The following is an 18,274-nucleotide window of genomic DNA, read 5'->3' as shown; positions in this document are numbered from 1 at the left end:
AATGTCCGAAACAGAATTGATGCATCGTGGGCGCACAGGCGCCCACGAAGTTCAGGTCTGGGATCCTTTGGTCCGGCTGGTTCACTGGGTCGTAGCCTTGTGCGTTCTGATCAATGCGGCGATATCCAATCCCGAGGGCGCGTTCCACGAATATGTGGGCTATGTCGTGCTGGCTTTGGTCTTGTTGCGGTTGCTTTGGGGGTTAACGGGTCCGGCTTTTGCCAAGTTTGCAGCCTTCCCTTTCAGCCCCCGTTCGGCACTCAACCACCTGCTCGACATGGGGCGGGGTGACCAAAGCGTGCACCTTTCACACAACCCTCTGGGAGCCCTTATGGTCTATAACCTCTGGGCGACACTGCTGGCTTTGTGTGTGACAGGGCTCATGATGGGGACGGTTCGGTTCTTTGGCATCGAATGGGTCGAAGACCTGCACGAACTGGCCTTCAACTGGCTGATGCTGTCTGTTCTGCTGCATGTTGCCGGGGTTGTCATTGATCAGAGGCGAACAGGTGTCGCTTTGGCAAAAGCTATGATAACAGGGCGGAAGAATATACCTGAGGATTGGTCAACCAAATGATCAAATGGATCAGCAGCCATTGGCGGCCCGGCGATGCAGACGCTCACCGGGCTGTACTTATGTCGATAATGATCGTTGTTCAGGTACTTTGCGTAGTGTTTTACCTTGGCGACGTCGCTCTGGATTTGAAGGAAGGCGAGGGGCCTTCTCATGTAAGTCTTGAGGCTTTTGTCGCATTTGTTCTGCTTGCCGGAGTTGTTTTTTTCATGATTGAACTTCGACGCCTGCTGGCAAGGGTGGAACAGACCAAGCTTGGCCTACAGGCCGCGCAGGGTGAAATGAACGTCGTCATCAACACGTTCTTCGACCGTTGGGGACTTACCACCGCCGAGCGTGACGTGGGTCTATTGGTTCTGAAAGGGCTGGATAACGAAAACATCGCGCGCATCCGGGGGCGGGCCGTAGGAACCGTGCGCGCGCAGACCGCCTCGATCTATGCCAAAGCCGGGGTTGACGGGCGTGCGCAGCTGATAAGCGTATTCATGGAAGAATTGCTTGTCGCAGATGGCGAGGCTGCGGACCTTCAGACAACCAAACTGTGATCATTCGCCCCAATGGCTCGGGCGGTTACGATCTGGCCTTCGGGCTGAGGTGCATTGAACGTAACTTCGGTGAATTGTTCCGTCCGCCCCATATGCGGGTTCTCCATCAGGATCCGGTGGGTTTTACCGATCTGTTCTGACAGGTGTTTCCTGACCTGAACGTCCCCGGCCGCACGCAGACGGGCGGCGCGATCCTTGATTACATTTCCGTTCACCTGTTGCGGGATGCGAGCCGCTGGTGTGCCTTCGCGTTTCGAATATGGGAAAACATGCAGCCAGGTCAGATCGCAATCGGTAACCAGTTTCAGCGAGTTCTCGAAATGCGCTTCGGTCTCGGTCGGGAAACCTGCGATGATGTCGGCACCAAAGGTCATGTCGGGGCGCAGTTTCCGGGCCTCTTCGGTAAATCGAATGGCATCGTCGCGCAGGTGGCGGCGTTTCATGCGCTTCAGGATCAGATCGTCGCCATGCTGAAGCGACAGGTGCAGATGCGGCATCAGGCGTTGTTCGGTTGCGATGGCCTGCATCAGATTCTCGTCCACTTCGATCGAGTCGATCGAACTGATCCGCAGACGGGCCAAATCCGGCACCAGTTTCAGGATGCGCATCACCAGATCGCCAAGTTTGGGCTGTGCAGGCAGATCGGCCCCCCATGAGGTCAGATCGACGCCAGTCAGCACCACCTCATGATAGCCCCGATCCACCAGCCGCTTGATCTGATCCACCACAACACCGGCAGGCACACTGCGGGAATTGCCCCGGCCATAGGGAATGATGCAAAAGGTACAGCGGTGATCACAGCCGTTCTGAACCTGCACATAAGCGCGTGAGCGTGTGCCAAACCCGTCGATCAGGTGCCCGGCCGTTTCGGTGACAGACATGATGTCATCGACCTGAACGGTCTCGGTCTCGCCGATAAAGTCGGCGGCCATGCCTTTCCAGGTTTCTGGCCGCATCTTTTCCGTGTTGCCGATCACCGCATCGACCTCGGCCATCTGCGCGAAGGTGTCGGGTTCTGTCTGGGCGGCGCACCCGGTAACAATCAGCCGGGCGTTCGGATTTTCACGACGCAGTTTCCGAATCTCCTGTCGCGCTTTGCGCACAGCCTCAGCTGTGACGGCGCAGGTGTTTATCACCACGGCATCCGTCAGTCCGGCTTGTTGCGACAGCTCTTTCATCGCCTCGGTTTCATAGGCGTTCAGGCGGCAACCCAATGTGGTGAATTTAGGCGGGTTCATCCCAGCGTCCCTAAGAACTCGGGCGACAACGTGCCCGAGAAGACGTGACAGGTTGACCCGGTCATCCAGACACCATCCTCTCGCCAGTCAACCCACAGGGTTCCCCCATCAAGATCAATCTGCACCTTTCGCCCCGTCAGCCCACGCCGCGCCGCAGCCACCGCAGTTGCACAGGATGACGACCCTGATGCCAGGGTGATGCCCACGCCTCGTTCCCACACCCGCATGCGGATGTGATCCGGACCCACAACCTGAGCCACCTGCACATTGGTGCGCTCGGGATACAAAGGATGGTGTTCATAGCGCGCGCCGAACTCGGCCAACGGAATCGCCTCGGCGTTTTCAACAAAGAACGTGCAGTGCGGATTGCCCATACCCGTCGCTGTCGGGGCTCCCTCGATGGGCAGTTCCAGCGTGTCCATCTCTTCAGCCAGCGGAATTTCGTGCCATTCCAACTGAGGAAGACCCATATTGACCGAGGTCAGCCCATCACCTGCGTCCTGCGCAAAAAGTGTTCCACGTTCGGTTGTCAATGTCAGCTGGGTTTTGCCCGTCTCATCCATCAACATTCGTGCGATGCATCTTGTGGCGTTGCCACACGCCGCCGAAGTTGATCCATCCGAATTGTAAAACACCAGATGCGCGTCCGCCGCACCGTTTTCGATTACGGCCAGCTGATCGAATCCCACACCAAAATGCCGATGCCCGATTCCTCGGGCCAGAGCCTGGGTAATCGAAACATCCTGCATGCGCGCGTCAACGACGACGAAGTCATTTCCCAGCCCATGCATCTTAACAAAGGGCAATCCGGTATCGAGTTTCTGTTGCATGGCGGCGATATAGCGTCGGTCGGAACATGAATCCACCCTGTCGCGTCGAATCGTGAAAAAAGGGGTTGACCCCCCTGCGCCACCTGCCTAAGTAGGCCGCCTATCGGGTCGCCGGAAACACAGGTTGTTTCAGCGAAACGAGGCGCAAATTAAGGGCTTGAACCCGGTTGGGAAATTGCCGTAAAGAGCGCCACGGATCGAGAAGATCCAATAAAAGAGTGGGCCGTTAGCTCAGTTGGTAGAGCAACTGACTTTTAATCAGTGGGTCGCAGGTTCGAATCCTGCACGGCTCACCACTGTTTTCAATAGTTTACGCGAAATTCTCCGCGCTCCACCATTTCTCGGGTAAGCGCAGGGTAAGCGCGTGGGCGTGGTTTTCTTCTTTTTTCGTTGCTTTTCGATGTTACCCGATTCAACCTTTGGGTGAATGGGAGGGAAAGTATGGGCCATATCAGGCTGGGGACATTGCCGCAGTCGAAGAAGTGGCGCGAGGTCGTGGGCCTGCTGGACGCGGATGCGCCGGTCGAACGGATTGCAGAAGCCGCGGTGCGGGCCTCGGATCGGGATCTGGCGCGGGCCTCGGATGATCCGGTTTTCCAGTTTATTGCCGGCCTGCTGGTCACCGCGCCGCTCAAGGCGCGGTCGCCGGAGTATCACGCGTTCCTGAAGGAACTTGGCATCAATGGTGCCGACGTGCAGTCGGTCACGGACCTGTTGGCCGGGTTGAGCCGGGCGATTGACCGCAATACGTTTGAACATGGCCGGTCATCCGATGCGGGGGACTTGGCAAAGGGTGCATTGCTGGAAAGCCTGTCGGTCCAGCTTCACGACCGGTTACCAACGCTGTTTGAGCCGACACCAGCGGAAATCCGGCAAGCCCTGGCATCCTTGGGCAGCGGTCAGAATTTTGCGCATCTCGCCCGCGATTTCTTCGCCAGGCTCACCTACCGGTCGTTGGACTACTATTTGAGCCGTGAACTGGCCAATCACACCGGAAAGGACAGAAGGTTCATTTCCGATGCCGAGCGTGTGAGGTTTCAGCAGGCGCTGGCGCAGCACACGTTTGAGGCCTCCCGAATCGTGCAGGAGTTTGCGAGCGGCTGGTACGGCAAGACTGTCTGGAAAGAACAGAGACTGGATCAGGAGGCCATCAACGGTTTCACGAGATATGCCTTCAAAAAAATGAGGTCGGAACTTGGACGGCGTCGGGCAGCCTGAACACCGGGTCCGCCTCCTGGCTCCGCTGACCAAGGCCGGCGGGGACGAGGTCCTGCGTTTTGATCTTGATGGCCAGGAATATGGCGTTTCACTTCGCATTTCACAACTGAACCGGCAGATGGTTGCCGGGTTGCCAGACCGGGCACTGGATCTGCTCGAACTCGCGGCATTGGTCTACGCGGTGGATTCAGCCGTGAGCCGCGGCGGTCCCGCGCTTCAGCACATTGGCAAACGGTGGCATCGGCGGTTCGTGTTGGAGATGCCGGTTCGGGACCTGCCACATTGGCAAGGGCCGGGACTTGGGCAGGCTCTGGAAGAACTTCTGATGTTCCTGAGTGGCGACCGCTTCGAGTTCACGTTTACCGCGCGCGTCTATCCCGATGCTGAGCGAAACCGGTTTTTCAAGTTCGGCGGTAAGAGCGCTTGGAAAGCGGATCGCATTCTGATGTTTTCCGGTGGTCTGGATTCCTTTGCAGGTGCGCTCGAAGAGATCGTCGAGCAAAAACAGAGAACTGCCCTGGTCAGTCATTTCTCGGCCACCAAGATCGCGCCAGTTCAACGGCACTTGCAGGAATACCTCTCAGATGAACATGGAAGGGACCTCTCCCGCCATGTTCCGGTGCATATCCAGCTTGTCAGGGGCAAAACCAGGGAAGGTACGCATCGAAGCCGGTCTTTCCTGTTTGCCGTCCTGGGAGCGATGACCGCGCAGGCTTTTGGGCGGGATCGCGTGTCGTTTTTCGAGAACGGTATTGTCAGCCTCAATCTGCCGCCGGTCGGCAACGTGTTGGGAACCCGTGCGACACGAACCACGCATCCCAGGACCCTGACCCTGATGACCGGGTTCCTGTCACAAGTGTTCGATGGCGGAATGAGGGTCGACAACCCGTTCTTCTGGCGCACGAAGACGGAGGTTGTATCGACGATTGCGCGATTGGGCGCGGCAGATCAAATCCGGCATACCCGAAGTTGCGCGGATGTTCACAACCAGACCAAGCAACATGTGCATTGTGGCCGATGCTCCCAGTGTATCGACCGGCGTTTTGCAGTGTTGGCCGCAGGGCTGGAATCTTATGATCCGGAAGAGGCCTACCGGGTTGATCTGTTGAACGGGCGCAGAGAGCGGGTCGAGGACAAGGAGATCGCCCTGTCCTATGTCCGCAATGCCGAACAATTCGAACATCTCTCAGCGGACGTCCTGGCGCAGCACTACCCGGCCGTTCTGGATGCCGTGGGCAACCTCGGCGAGCCGGCAAAGACGTCGTTGTCGATGATCGCCGAGCTCTTGAAACGCCATGGCGTCTCTGTTGCGGGTGTGATGCAGAACGTTCGCGGGTCTGGCTCGCTGGCCGCCTTTCCCGAAAACAGCCTGCCGAGACTGTACGGAGAGGCGCAGAGGGAACGGTTGTTTGCCGGGGTGCCGGGGGCCGTGAGCGGTCAGGCTCCGGCCCGGAAACTGACCATCGTGATTGACCGGAACCGCGAAACGGCCACGGTCGACAGCGTGGTTGTTCTCGCCAAGGGGGCAACGGCGGGGCTGATTCTGGTGCTGTCCAATGCGTTTCTTGAAGCCGCGGGGCAGGGGCTGGATCCGTTCGACCTCCCCGCGATCCCGGCAAGGCGGCTGGCCAAAATGTTGAACCTGTCCTCCGACGAAGGCGTCCGGCAGAGGGTGAACCGGTCGCGCACCGAACTGGGCAAGAAGTTCGCATCGGCGGGCCTGGACAAGGACCGTGGGACGGCCATCATCGAAAGCGTTCCCGGGCACGGGTACCGGCTGGCCCCGGACCTGGTTGAGGTTCGGGTGGCCACCAAAGCCAAACCTACTCGATGATCTCCACGTCAACATCGCCGAGCGGCCCACGCTTGCGGAACCGGGCCATCAGCTCGATCTGGCGACCGGGACCGACAGCCCCGTAGGAGGTGAAGGTCGTGAGGGCATTGTCATGCCCAAGGTTTTGCGACCAGGCCTTGTAGTCCTCCGGAGTGCGGCAATACTCGCGGGTCAGTTCCGCCAGCGTATCGCGCACCCGGTGCGGAGAGAACGGCGACAGCCCGGCATCGGTGAAGGCCTGCTTGAAGATGCGCGCCGCGCTGGACGGGTTCGACCATGGCTCGCGTGCGATACCAAGGGCGGCGAACTTGCGGGACCCGTCAACACCGACCCGTGTCTTGGGAAACAGCGGGTCCGCATCCGAGAACAGATGGGTGGTGCGCAATTCCCCGATCCAGTCGCGAAGGATCTGATCGGCCGGGCCACCGATCGGGAAGAAGGCAGTGGTGAAGGACTTGCCGAACTTGGTCTTGACGCTGCGCCCGTCGAACTGAACGCAGGCGTTCTGCAGATCGACATGACCGAGGCGGAGACCGATGCCTGCGCCGATCCGGGAGCCGGTGAGAAACAGAAAGGCCACGAGGGCCCGGTCTCGACGCTGAAGCACGCTGCTCGTGGGCATCCGTTCAAGCAGGTGCTGCACCTGTGCCAGCGAAGGGTGCGGTTTCCACAGGGTCGACCGCCGGGCTGCCTCGGACTTTCGGTCCGGTGTCAGGTAGTCGGTGTCGGAGTGGGAAATCTTCGACTTGTAGCCGGGCTGATCAGCAAGCCAGAAGAAGAAGGCTTTCACCTCCCGCAGGGTACTGTTGATCGTCGACGGCGACAGCGGTGCTCCGCTCCGCGCGTTCTTTTGTGCCGCCAGGTACCGTTTGAAGGCGCGGGCCCGTTCGGAGTGAAAGGCGCGAAAATCTCTGCCACCGAGGAAGGCTTCGTAAACCGAGATCGCGGCTGCGGTCTTGTCGATCGTTGCCTCCGAATGGCCTTTCGCAACCTGGAGCCAGACCAGGTACTTGTGCTTGATGCGCAGGTTCTCACGAGTGCTTTTTGACATGGGTCTTCCGGTCCTCTTCCAAGGTGACATTCAAGGGGGGCTCTGCCGGGGACACTAATCTTGTGTTTGCCTTCTGGATTGTGACCTGGATTTTGGCCCGGATTGCGTCGAGATCGGCACGGCGAACAGCCCTGTTCATGATGTTGCCGCATGTAGGGCACAGGGCGGACAGCAGGCCGCTCGTGGCTGTCTGCTGCGTGTAATCCGCGATTTTGCCGTCCGGTGCGCGGGGACCCTTGCACCCGACGCAGTAGCAATGGTGCAGTTCCAGTTTGCATTTGCCGCGGTTCCGTCGCTGACCCAGGAAGGCCTTGAGATCGCGACCCTGTATCAACCAGGGCTTGCGGCTGATGTCCGCCAGCAACCCATGCTGCCGGATCCACCTGATGACGGTCTGGCGGTGAACGCCCAGGGCGCCCGCCGCTTCCCAGACCTCGTACACGCGGTGGGTTTTGATGCGCGCAGGTGATGGCCGGCGTGCCATTACCGGCCCTCCTGCGACAGGGGGCCGTTGGTGTTCTTGCAGACTTGCGCGTTCTCGTAGGCCTCGATCTCGGTCTCGTCATAGAGGACGCGCGAACCGATCTTGAGAAAGCGCGGTCCCTTCCCGAGCCAGCGCCATTGTTCCAGCGTTCGCGGCGACAGGTGCCACCGCTGCGCCAACTGCTCTTGTGTAATCTTCGCCATGAGTGCCTCGCGGCTTCGTTGCAGGGCGCGTTGTTACGCCCGGCTTCATGGCATCAATGTGTGGCTCAAAGGTCCGGAAGTATGTGGTCAGGCAGGAGAAAGTCGTGACACCCGCGGCCGGTAACATGCTGATATTTATGAGCGTCGGATCGAAACTTGTGACAGATCGGCGAGATCGCGTGACAAGGCGCTCGGACATTGACCCTTGTGGGCCGTTGTCTGGACGCCAGCTCTATCATTATGTCCGAATACAGGGACTTGTTCATTGTTGCCGGTCTCAGGGACCGCGGGAGAATTCGTCCCGGGAAAGGATCGCATGGGCCAGCAGCAGAATTGCCCGACCAACCATTAGTCGCGCTGCAGAAAGAAAAGCTGCCCTTCGTTTGAGGCGCAGCAATGTTGGACGGGCCTATGACCGAGTTGCGGGACACTGCCGCCATTGGCAGACTTGCGGTTTGTGCATAGGGTCAATGCATTCGGCACGCCCTTACCTGGAGTACAAGCAATGAGTGAAGTTTCTATCCTTGGACTTGGGCTGATGGGAATGGCTATCGCCAAAGCCTACCAAAAAGGAGGCGTTCCTATAACGGTTTGGAACCGCACAATCAAAAAGGCAGAGGCGTTGGAACCGAAGAATGTCGTCATCGCTCAAACGATTTCAGAGGCAATTGCTGCGAGTCCGGTTTCAATAATCTGTGTAGAGGATCCCAATTCGGTTCTTACACTTTTGGGGCACAGTCAGGTCGAGCCGATACTCGATGGTCGAACAATAATTCAACTCAGCACCAGCCTGCCAAAGCAGGTAAGAGAAGACCAAGAATGGTTGGCTGAAAGAAACGCTGACTTTCTGTACGGAGCCATTCACTGTGGCCCCCAGGATTTGGGAACGAAGGACGGTAATATCCTGATCTCGGGCCCCTCTTCTATCTACAACCCGGTTGAAGGCCTCCTAGGCCATCAAGGCGGGAAGATAGAGTATCTCGGCGACGACATCGCAGCGGTATCCGTGCTTGACTTGGCGTGGTTGTCGACCCGTTTCGGTGAATTCATGGGAATGCTGCACGCTTCCAACATTTGCGAGGCAGAGGGGGTTGAACTGCAAAAGTTCATTTCGATGTTTCCTGATAGTGCACGCATTCAGCATCATGTCGGAACAATCCGAGATGGAACTTACGATCAAAGAACGGCCACGTTGTCCGTTTGGCAGGCATCTTTGGAACTGTTGAAGCAGCAAGCCATTGACGCTGGCATGGATGCTGGGTTTCCAAGCCACGTTGGAGGTCTTTTTGAGAAAGCAGTCAAAGCCGGCTACGGCGATGAACATGTTATGGCCTTGTTCAAAGTTCTGAGAGACGATGGGCGGGCTGCCGATTGAAAACTTGGCTCACAAAGGTCAGCTGAATGTACCGCCATGTTTTGTGGCTGCTAAGGTGGATCAACATCCGCAGGTTGGGATAGAGCTGCCGCCAACTTGATTTGCCAGTTTCTTCCTGAAAAGATGGCACCCTGTTCACAAGTCGGGAGTGCAATTTTGTGCGTTTTCTTTGTGCCGTTCTGATTCTGAATTTGGCGACTGGTTTTTCTGCCGCAGCTCAGGAAGCAGTTTATCTGATCCGACATGGTGAAAAAGAGCTGTCTGGAACTGACCCTGTCCTCACCCCGGAGGGCAGACAGCGCGCAGCAGATTGGGCTGAGATGCTTAGGAATGTTGGCCTTGATGCCATCATCACGTCGGATGCGCTGCGAACTCAAGAAACCGGCGGCATAATTGCCAACGCCCTTGGCCTTGAAATCAATGCCTTGCCAAAAGGCGATGTCGCAGGGTTGGTCGATTCATTGGAATTCGACCATGAAAAAGAGACAGTTCTAATTGTCACCCATGCTGAAACCATTCCACAAATTCTGGAATACATGGGCGTGCTTGAAGACGTCACGATCGACCAAAGCGAATTCGGCAATCTTTATGTTGTTCTTAGATCCTCTTCGGATAGTCCAACCTACATTCATTTGTTGATGCCTTGACGCATTCTGACAGGCCCGCTTCGGGCTCGTTGCAGTCATTCGCCGCCTCAGGCGCTAAAGGCTGCTCTGCGGACTAAGCAGACTCTCTGTTTGTAGTCACCAAGCGATTGTTTACAGTGGCTGCAAAACAGCTTCGGCTACAGACAAAAAGGACAGGTTTTGGCTATGACAGGTTTCAGAGGTATTGCTCTTGTAACGGCATTTGCGCTTGGCGCTGTAAGCTCCACAACTGCCACATCAGCAGAGTTTGACTTAGCTAACGCCGATACGGCCGAACGGATGACCTATCATCGGGCGGTCGATGCGGCCGTATGGGCAATGCCACTGATGAATTTCAAGTTCTACCGTGACGCGCTCGCCAAAGCTGGGGTTGGGCCGAATGACGTCGGTTACAATTCCAAAGTTCAAGACTGGCGCTTCCAGACCGCGACGCCGAACAACACGACGCCATACATCCATGCCTACTGGACTATCGAAGACGGCCCGATTGTTTTTGAAATGCCTGCGTCTGAGGAAGGCATCGGTATTTTTGGCACGATCATGGACGCATGGCAGCGACCTCTGGATGACGTGGGCTCCAATGGTCGGGATCGCGGTCTCGGAGCGAGATATATGATGGTTCCGCCCGGGTATGATGGACCACTGCTTCCAAATGCTCTGGTCTATGAACAGGATACAAATTTTGGCTTTGCCGTGTTGCGTCCGATCCTTGCTGGTGGCGCAACAGAAGAGAACCTCGCCAAGGCGACTGCGCTGACAAAACAGATAAAGGTTTACCCGCTGTCTGAAGCGGATGGCGAGGTCTCGACACAGTATGTGGACGTTTATGGGGTGCCTTTAGAAATGACGCCCGTCATGGATGGCGGAATTTACGGCCACATCCATGAAATGATAGGCGAAGAGGTCGTGCTCGACCGTGACCTTGCTATGATGGGTGCGCTCGCGCGGATTGGGGTTAAACGCAATGAACCGTTTGAGCCGGACGCCAAGATGCAAGCTATCTACGACGCTGCCGGCCCAGAGGCGCTGGAATATATGATCGACCAGTATCATCGGGTGCTGAACCCCTTCGTTTTTGAAGGCAAACGCTGGTCGGCTCTGGTCCCTAACGGATCGCGTGAGACAGAATGGAGTTATGAGTACCCGTCCTACTACGACTACGTTGCCCGCGGTGCTTTGTATTACGCGATCATCACCAGCGTGAAGAACTATGGAACCGCAACCTACTATCTCGATCTGGCAGAAACCCCTGATGGAGAATGGCTGGATGGCGGCAGAAACTACAAATTGAATGTACCAGCCAATGTTCCGGTTCGGGACTTCTGGTCGATCACAACTTATGATCTGGTGACCGCCTCCTACCTCCGAGACATCAACCCGAGCACCATCGATTCAACAATGCCCGGTGTCGTGAAAAACGAAGATGGCTCCGTCGATATTTACTTCGGTCCAACTGCTCCGGAAGGAAAGGAAAGCAATTGGCTTCCAACCGATCCCGAACGCAGGTTTTTCTTACTTGCGCGCTTTTACGGTCCCGAGCCAAGCCTCCTCGATAGCAGCTTTGAATTGAACGACATGGAGCGGATGGACTAGGTCCGCCTTGGGCTCTGAGCAGACATGCGGCGGTGCTGCGGTCGAAGGTTGAACACTCTCCTTAAAGCAGACTTTGGAAAAAATTGAGATAACCCGCCGATTTCACCGGCTTGGCCAGTCGCGCTGACATTCGTCTTACACAAGCCGCCCATCGCACAAACCGGGCTGACCGACGGCTCAGAGCCCGAAGGCGACAACACACTAAAAGTCAGCGTTGTCCGCTTGTCGTGTCACATTCGATAGTTGCCCTCGCATTGGACCAAACAAGCTATTTTGGAACTCCGGCGGCAAGCAGCGCTTGTTTTATCTGGTCCCGATGGTCTGTATCTTTGTATGGCGCGCCTTCAATAAACCTGTCGACTGATACATCGGGTGTTTGCGAGAGTAGCCGCTCGGCGTTCTCACGTGCTCGCGGCAAATTCTTGCTGGCAACGAGTGCGCTTATTAGGATGAGGTGACCATTCATCCCTGTAGGGTTTGTCCGCACGGCTTCTTCACCTGCAGCTATCGCTCTTTCGAAGTCACCTGCATCGCGATAAGCAGCCGCAAGTATTTCCACCCACCAGCTCGCGTAAACTGGTGCCGCCCGGATCGCGGTTTTTACTTTTGCAATGGCGTCTAATGGCTGACCGCAATGCAGTAGGACGTTTCCGGCCAGTGCGTTTGTCATAGCGCACAGCGGTCTGATTTTCACTGCTTCTTCGGCAATCTTTAGCGCTTCTCCAAATCGCCCCCGTAGCAGGTAAATATGCGCGAGTATGGCGTGAGCTTCACCGCTTGCGTCCTCCATTGCCGCTGCTTGCTCCGCCCATTTTTCCGCGGCGTCCAGAGATTCATCCGTGTTTTCGCTCCAGCCCATCGTCACGTCCCAGTAGTGGCAAAAAGCAACGAGCGTAGGACCAAGTGTTACATCCGGGGAGATCGAGGAAACTTTTTCAGCCATTTGCCGTGCAGCCGCCACACTGCTTTCGTCAAAGTCTGACAGCAGATCCAGAGCCCGGTAATAGATTTCGAGGGCCTTCGGGTTTCGAAGTGTCTTGCGCCACACCTTCGTTTGTTCACCACCGACGAGTTCGACGTCGAGAGCAGATACAATACGGTCCATTATTTCGTCTTGGACAAGGAACTGATCGTCTAGCGGACGGTCGTAGCGTTCGCTCCATATGATGCTGCCTGTCTCTATATCACTGAGCTGGACGGAAACTCTCAGCTGCTTGGCGTTTCCCTGCACGGAGCCCTCAAGCACATATCGAACCCCCATTTCTTTCGAAACTTGTTCCACTGGAGCGTCCCGATCCGCATAGATAGAAGCATTGCCAGCGGCAATTACGAACAGGCCTGATATTTTCACAAGGTTCGACTGAACATCGATCCTAATGCCCTCGGCCATGTGGGAAAGGTCACCGTTTGCGCTCAGATCCCTGAAAGGCAGCAGTATGATCGAAGGTTTGCTGGGGAGCGAGAAATCAACCCCGAGTTCCGCGAAACCGCTGGCAACTTCAATTGCCTCAGACGCAGTAGTGCCCGCCCGTGGAGTGCGCCGGTTTGTGAGAATTTCGGTACGAACGTCGATGGTTTCGCGTTGTGGCTGCACCGCAAGTTCACGCTCAAGCGTTTTCCGGCAAATCTCAAACTGGCGAAGCGCAGCGTCGTACCTGCCTTGCGCGGCATAGGCTCGCATAAGTGCGCGGTGTGTGCGTTCGTTCAACGGATCATGCGCGACAAGTCGGCCGGCATGCTGGATCAAATTGCTTACATCGCCAACATTTTCGCAGAGCTTGATTAGTTTCAGCGCTCCTGCTGTGAACAAATCTCGATACTTCTCACGCTCAGGCCAAAGAAGGTTTTCGAATGCATCCTCCTTAATTGCGAAGCCATCGAGCAGGTCCCCAGTGTAGAGATCCAACGCTTGTTCAAGTGCTTCTCTGTCTTCCCGACGAATGAGTTCGTTAAATCTTTCCAGATCTACATCCACTACCGACGGGTCCAGTTTCACTGCTTCAGCGTCTGCAACCAGTGCATCACCAAATCGCTTGCGCAACGTTGAAAGACATTGACGGAGATTGGCACGCGCTTGCTCTTCTGAACTCGCCTCCCAAAAAAGTCCGGCAATCTTTTCCCGCGTCTGTGGTTGCCCGAGACGCATTGCCAGAAAAGCGACCACGGCCTCGGCTTTTCTGTGGAGGCGGGTTTCGCCCGGCGCCTCTATTTCGAGGCCACCGAGTACACCTATAGAAGCTTGCTTCATATCGAGCACGATCGTCGCGTAGTTTTGACGACTGGGCAATGGGGAGTTTGTTGATACCCGGCGTGTTTTTTAGATTTTACGATTATTTGACGCCGCTACAGACAGCAATCTGACACCTCGAGCGCACACTGCCTTCACTGACAGACCAAACCAAACACCAAGTGGAGCACACCCGATGCAAATTTCTGAGTTCAAACTTCGCCAACCCCTCCAAAACCATCAGCCGGTTGGCTTCGCCAAGTCGCGGCACGACATAGCCCTGCACAACTACATCGAACGCCGCAAGGCCCGAGTTGCAGCGGAGGCGACATGCGCCCTTTCCATCCCTGCGTCGATCAAAAGGCTGGTCCGCGGCATCGGCTCTCGCGTAACAGGTCGCGGTCGGGTACCAGAAGAGCAAGAAATCTCTTCTCAAGTATGAAATTTCGAATGCTTTTTGATGCCATTCGAAGGTTCCAGAAAAGGGCGACCTAAGCGGACATCTATCAGGAATACCTGTCCGTCTGCTTCGTCCGGAGGCTGTGTGAAAAGTCGGAAATACTGCAATTTTGGTTGCGCTGATTGTACCGCGCCTCGAAAATCTTGTCTCAGCTCAATCAGAGAGCACGAAATTTCGGCGATATCGACCATTTTTGAACTGTGTGCAGAGTTTTCACACACCCTCTCCGCATGGCGGTCATAGCCGAATTATGGACCTGCGTCTGCTCTCGCGCAAAACAGTCGTTCGAGGCTGAAGGTTCGCTTTCTCTGCACGGAACGTCGGCTAATCGAGGCAATGCAGTCATCTGAGTAAAACGCTCAGATGACCGCCTCGAGCCCTTAGCAAACGTTCGAAGCTGGCATATTCAGGCGTTGGTACGATCTTGCGCCGTTGATGACACCCAGTCCATATCAACTTAAATGCATGTCAGACGCGTTTTCGCTGCACTTATAAGCCGATCGCGCCAGCCATTCAGGGCAAATCTCGACTCCCCAACCCGGTGTATCGGTCACCACGGCCTTGCCGTCGGTGATCTTGTACGGATCGTTGCAATACAAGCCTTGTTGCCATGGGTAGTAGTCGTCCCCCTCGATCGAAAACTCGAGGTAGCGGCCGGGGTTGGGAACCGCGCGTAGCATGTGCATCGTGAAGAGCGTCACAAGCGACAGGTTCGCGCAATGAGGTGTGCATGGCAGGCCTGCCGCATGACCCATACGTGCCACGTCCATGCTGCGGGTGATGCCTCCTAGGTAAAGAATGTCCGGCTGGATGATGTCCACAGCGCGCATCGCAATGATACGCTTCCATTGCTGCAGGTCCCAATCCTGTTCGCCACCTGCGACATTGATCGAAAGGGCGCGGGTCACCTCGGCCGTTTGTTCAAGTTCCCAATAGGGGCAGGGCTCCTCGAAATGCTCATAGCCATTGTCTTCAAGCATTCGCCCAACTTCGATTGCGCGGGTCACGCTGAAACCGGAGTTTCCATCGACCAACAATGCCACGTCCTGTCCCAGCGCCTTTGGGATGGCAGGAATGATCGCTTCGGTTCTGCCCGGCCATTCGTCTCTGTCCTGGCCACATTCGGCCCCGACCCTTACCTTGAACGCGTCAAAGCCATGTCTGTCGCGCAGCTCAAGCAGACGACTGGCTTCTTCCTCTGGCCTGATGTCCCGCCGCATTGAGGACGCATAAGCCCTGATCGGGCCTGCAGACCCACCTAACAAGGCAGCCACCGGCTTTCCCGCGGCTTTCCCGCGCCAGTCCCACACGGCGGTATCGAGCCCCGCCATGGCGCGGTGCAGATAGGTGCCCGGGTACTTGTGTTCGCGCAGGGGGATCTCCGCAATCACCGCCTCAAGCGCATCCATTCCGCGCCCCAGCGCCCAGGGTGCGACTTGGCGATGAAGGATCTCGCAGCTCAGGTCGCTGTTGTAGGTCGAAACCTGACCCCAACCCTGTGTTCCGTCTTCGGCGGTTACGCGGACAAATCCGACAAGCGGGGTGCTGAAAGTTTCGATCCGATCGATCCTCGGGCCGGTATCGTCCTTTCCGCGATCATAGTTAACAGGCACGGCGCCCGAGCTTGAGTAGGGTGTTGTCATAGTGCGTCTTCCAGGATCATGCGGGCGGCCCGGTAAGCAAGCATCATTGTCGGTGCATTGGTGTTGCCCGATGTAATATTGGGAAACACCGAGGCATCGACAACCCTCAGCCCGTCCAGTCCATGCACCTTCAATTGCGGAGAAACGACCGAAGCGGAGGCATCCTCTCCCATGCGGCAGGTACCGACCGGATGGAACACGGTGCCGCAACGCTCGCGGAAATCGGCAAGGATGTCGTCAGGCATCATCTCGCGCAGGTCAGGCGGCATGGGGTCTTTGACCAACCGGTTCAGCGCGTCTGTTCGCATAAATCGCTGGCAAAGTAGGCCACCAGCCTTGACCTGCTCGCGGTCTTCCTCAGTACCCAGCGAATTGGGCCGTATCAAAGGCGGTGCAGCCGGATCGCTTGAGCTTATGTCGATACGGCCACGGCTGGTGGGGCGTGTCGGCTGGAACCCTATGATAAACCCTGCAAAAGGATCGGGATGCACGACCGTGCGCTTGCCGTTTGGCGTCGTCGTGTAGGTGACCGGATTGAAATATAGCTGCTGGTCGGGATGTTGCATGCCGTCTGATGACCGGAAATACCCCCCGCACTGGTTGACAGAAAGCGACAGCGGCCCTCGGCGGTTTGCCGCATAGTGCAGCGCGGCGCGAAGCTTGCCGTGCCAGGGGCGAAGCTGGTTGTTCAGTGTCGGTTCGGTTGCACGGAAGTAATAGTTGATGCCCAAATGGTCCTGTAGGTTGCCGCCCACGTGTGCTGCATCCATCAGCGGCGTAATACCATGTGATTTCAGTAACGCAGCCGGGCCTATACCCGACAGTTGCAGGATGCGCGGTGATGTGACGGCACCTGCCGACAGGACGATCTCGCGCCGGGCATGCAGGGTTTTGACGGTGCCGCGATGATTGACTTGTACCGATATGGCGCGGCGGCCGTCGAATTGGATGCGTTCGACAAAGGCTCCTGTCAGCAAGGTCACGTTAGGCCGTTTCAAGGCAGGCGCCAGGAACGCGCGGGCCGAATGCATGCGCCGCCCGCCGCTGGTGTTTATCCGATAAACTGCAGCGCCTTCATTGTTCACGCCGTTGATGTCGGTCGTCTCGGGCAGGCCAAGCTGTCGTGCGGCTGAAAAGAAGTTGCGTGTCACGGGGTGCACCTGATCTGACACGTCCTGCACATGCATCGGGCCGTTGCCGTCGCGGGTCCCATTCGCACTGACCCGCGTTTCCATCGCATCGTATGCTTCGCTGACCGCCTGCCAACCCCAGCCGGTCGCTCCGGCATTGGCCCAGTCGTCGAAATCGCGTGGCAATCCGCGGGCATAGACCAGCGCGTTGATCGCCCCGGATCCGCCTAAGACCTTTCCGCGCGGCCAGTAACCTTTTCGCCCGGCAAGTGCCTCTTCGGGTTCAGTCTCGTATTTCCAGTTCACCCTAGGGTCGAAGAATGTCTTGCCATACCCCAGCGGCAGCGAAATCCACGGCGACCAGCCACGCCCACCCGCTTCGATAACAAGCACCTCAAAACGGCCTGAGGCGCTAAGCAGGTCGGCCAGAACACAGCCCGCCGAGCCGGCACCGATTATCACGAAGTCATAGCGCTGCACTTGATGCCTCAACCTGCCGGACAATCCAAATATTGGCTGATTAACATGAAGCTTAGTACTGTCGAAAAGACCAGAGCTGTTCTTTCGCTTCCTGAGTTACACTGCAACGCTGAGAATACCCTGACGAACTTTTGGCGCAGAACAATTGAGTTTCGCGTCAACCATATCCCGCGACTTTGTGCGCAAAGCGGTCGCGCTCACCCGCTCTTGCAGTTCTGCTCTGCAGCAAACGGCTGCTTAGTCCGCATGTGAGACACTTGGTACCTGTGCGGCGAACGTCCGGTTCAGATTCGGGGCAATCTGGCCGGGTTCAATGACCGCCTTGGGGAAACTGCGCTGCGTTGCCGCGACTGGCTCTGCAACTTGGCCGTCGCGCGTCAGTGAATTGGGCGGCATCAGCACCGGGCACAAAGTCCGCAGGTTTGGCTGCTTACCTGGTTTCAGACATTGTCCGGTGTTGGTGGAAGTTGCCGTGGACCGTTGTTCCTGACTAGTGCCTCGCCCCAAGGCCGCCAGTTTTTTCTTTCATTTTGCCCGCAGAAGAAATTGCCTGTCCCCGCCGGTTCCTGCCTCAAGGCCACAGAGATTGACCCACCCTCTCCCACCCAGCAGCGGGGAGAGAGCCTGCAAAGCGGTTGGGAGCAATAATCTCTGTTCAGACAGATTGAGCCTCCCCCACTGAACTGGTCCGACGCTATGTTTAGGAAACGGAGGACTAAGAATGGCAAACAAGCGACCGAAG

The 18,274-nt window shown here is 56.9% G+C and carries 16 protein-coding genes and 1 tRNA gene; 9 read left to right on the top strand and 8 right to left on the bottom strand.

Annotation, left to right across the window (positions count from 1 at the left end; genetic code table 11):
* Position 1 precedes the first annotated feature (1 nt).
* The gene (locus AC2FLO_RS01360) at positions 2-577 is read left to right on the top strand and encodes a cytochrome b/b6 domain-containing protein (protein WP_496753404.1); all 576 of its coding nucleotides are present in this window, start codon (positions 2-4) and stop codon (positions 575-577) included.
* The gene (locus AC2FLO_RS01355) at positions 574-1,119 is read left to right on the top strand and encodes a helix-turn-helix transcriptional regulator (RefSeq protein ID WP_496753403.1); all 546 of its coding nucleotides are present in this window, start codon (positions 574-576) and stop codon (positions 1,117-1,119) included. Before AC2FLO_RS01360 ends, AC2FLO_RS01355 begins: the two co-directional genes overlap by 4 nt.
* Here the strand turns inward: AC2FLO_RS01355 and mtaB are convergent.
* Together mtaB and dapF are read right to left on the bottom strand one after the other, a co-directional pair.
* Positions 1,101-2,357: a tRNA (N(6)-L-threonylcarbamoyladenosine(37)-C(2))-methylthiotransferase MtaB gene (mtaB, locus tag AC2FLO_RS01350; protein WP_496753402.1), complete on the bottom strand. Its 1,257-nt coding sequence runs from the start codon at positions 2,355-2,357 to the stop codon at positions 1,101-1,103. The two genes, AC2FLO_RS01355 and mtaB, sit on opposite strands and share 19 nt — an antisense overlap.
* Entirely contained in the window at positions 2,354-3,187 is an 834-nt protein-coding gene (gene dapF, locus AC2FLO_RS01345) for a diaminopimelate epimerase (RefSeq protein WP_496753401.1), read from the bottom strand. Before dapF ends, mtaB begins: the two co-directional genes overlap by 4 nt.
* A 220-nt stretch (positions 3,188-3,407) precedes the next feature.
* Here dapF and AC2FLO_RS01340 point away from each other — a divergent pair.
* From AC2FLO_RS01340 to AC2FLO_RS01330, 3 genes are all read left to right on the top strand, one after another.
* Positions 3,408-3,483 (top strand) — tRNA-Lys (locus AC2FLO_RS01340).
* A 145-nt stretch (positions 3,484-3,628) separates the two neighbouring features.
* On the top strand, positions 3,629-4,405 hold the full coding sequence (locus tag AC2FLO_RS01335) for a hypothetical protein (protein WP_496753390.1): 777 nt from the start codon (positions 3,629-3,631) through the stop codon (positions 4,403-4,405).
* Positions 4,383-6,239, top strand: coding sequence for a 7-cyano-7-deazaguanine synthase (locus tag AC2FLO_RS01330; RefSeq protein WP_496753389.1), 1,857 nt, complete (start codon positions 4,383-4,385; stop codon positions 6,237-6,239). The genes AC2FLO_RS01335 and AC2FLO_RS01330 overlap by 23 nt, the downstream gene beginning before the upstream one ends.
* On the opposite strand, the gene AC2FLO_RS01325 is transcribed toward AC2FLO_RS01330, so the two are convergent.
* From AC2FLO_RS01325 to AC2FLO_RS01315, 3 genes are read right to left on the bottom strand one after another with little or no spacing between them, the layout of a single operon-like run.
* The gene (locus AC2FLO_RS01325) at positions 6,229-7,290 is read right to left on the bottom strand and encodes a tyrosine-type recombinase/integrase (RefSeq protein ID WP_257599599.1); all 1,062 of its coding nucleotides are present in this window, start codon (positions 7,288-7,290) and stop codon (positions 6,229-6,231) included. The genes AC2FLO_RS01330 and AC2FLO_RS01325 overlap by 11 nt on opposite strands.
* On the bottom strand, positions 7,271-7,774 hold the full coding sequence (locus AC2FLO_RS01320) for a helix-turn-helix domain-containing protein (RefSeq protein WP_257599598.1): 504 nt from the start codon (positions 7,772-7,774) through the stop codon (positions 7,271-7,273). The genes AC2FLO_RS01325 and AC2FLO_RS01320 overlap by 20 nt, the downstream gene beginning before the upstream one ends.
* Positions 7,774-7,977: a helix-turn-helix domain-containing protein gene (locus AC2FLO_RS01315; RefSeq protein ID WP_496753388.1), complete on the bottom strand. Its 204-nt coding sequence runs from the start codon at positions 7,975-7,977 to the stop codon at positions 7,774-7,776. Before AC2FLO_RS01315 ends, AC2FLO_RS01320 begins: the two co-directional genes overlap by 1 nt.
* A gap of 505 nt (positions 7,978-8,482) precedes the next feature.
* Between AC2FLO_RS01315 and AC2FLO_RS01310 the strand changes: the two genes are divergently transcribed.
* The 3 genes from AC2FLO_RS01310 (at position 8,483) to AC2FLO_RS01300 (ending at position 11,592) form a co-directional block, all read left to right on the top strand.
* Positions 8,483-9,352, top strand: a complete 870-nt coding sequence (locus AC2FLO_RS01310) for an NAD(P)-dependent oxidoreductase (RefSeq protein WP_496753387.1) — start codon at positions 8,483-8,485, stop codon at positions 9,350-9,352.
* Positions 9,353-9,510: 158 nt separating this feature from the next.
* The gene (locus AC2FLO_RS01305; protein WP_480588790.1) at positions 9,511-9,999 is read left to right on the top strand and encodes a phosphoglycerate mutase family protein; all 489 of its coding nucleotides are present in this window, start codon (positions 9,511-9,513) and stop codon (positions 9,997-9,999) included.
* 165 nt (positions 10,000-10,164) lie between these two features.
* The gene (locus AC2FLO_RS01300; protein ID WP_496753386.1) at positions 10,165-11,592 is read left to right on the top strand and encodes a DUF1214 domain-containing protein; all 1,428 of its coding nucleotides are present in this window, start codon (positions 10,165-10,167) and stop codon (positions 11,590-11,592) included.
* A 268-nt stretch (positions 11,593-11,860) separates the two neighbouring features.
* On the opposite strand, the gene AC2FLO_RS01295 is transcribed toward AC2FLO_RS01300, so the two are convergent.
* Positions 11,861-13,840, bottom strand: a complete 1,980-nt coding sequence (locus tag AC2FLO_RS01295; RefSeq protein ID WP_496811611.1) for a BTAD domain-containing putative transcriptional regulator — start codon at positions 13,838-13,840, stop codon at positions 11,861-11,863.
* A gap of 175 nt (positions 13,841-14,015) precedes the next feature.
* On the opposite strand from AC2FLO_RS01295, the gene AC2FLO_RS01290 reads away from it, so the two are divergent.
* Positions 14,016-14,261, top strand: coding sequence for a hypothetical protein (locus AC2FLO_RS01290; RefSeq protein ID WP_496753384.1), 246 nt, complete (start codon positions 14,016-14,018; stop codon positions 14,259-14,261).
* Between the two features lie 470 nt (positions 14,262-14,731).
* Here AC2FLO_RS01290 and AC2FLO_RS01285 read toward each other — a convergent pair whose 3' ends face one another.
* Together AC2FLO_RS01285 and AC2FLO_RS01280 are read right to left on the bottom strand one after the other, a co-directional pair.
* Positions 14,732-15,922, bottom strand: a complete 1,191-nt coding sequence (locus AC2FLO_RS01285) for a mandelate racemase/muconate lactonizing enzyme family protein (protein ID WP_496753383.1) — start codon at positions 15,920-15,922, stop codon at positions 14,732-14,734.
* Positions 15,919-17,532, bottom strand: a complete 1,614-nt coding sequence (locus AC2FLO_RS01280) for a GMC family oxidoreductase (protein ID WP_496753382.1) — start codon at positions 17,530-17,532, stop codon at positions 15,919-15,921. The genes AC2FLO_RS01285 and AC2FLO_RS01280 overlap by 4 nt, the downstream gene beginning before the upstream one ends.
* Positions 17,533-18,274 lie beyond the last annotated feature (742 nt).

This window comes from Ruegeria sp. TASC047 (assembly GCF_059612445.1).
Note: the sequence above shows the minus strand (reverse complement) of the source record. Positions and strands in the feature narration are given on the sequence as shown.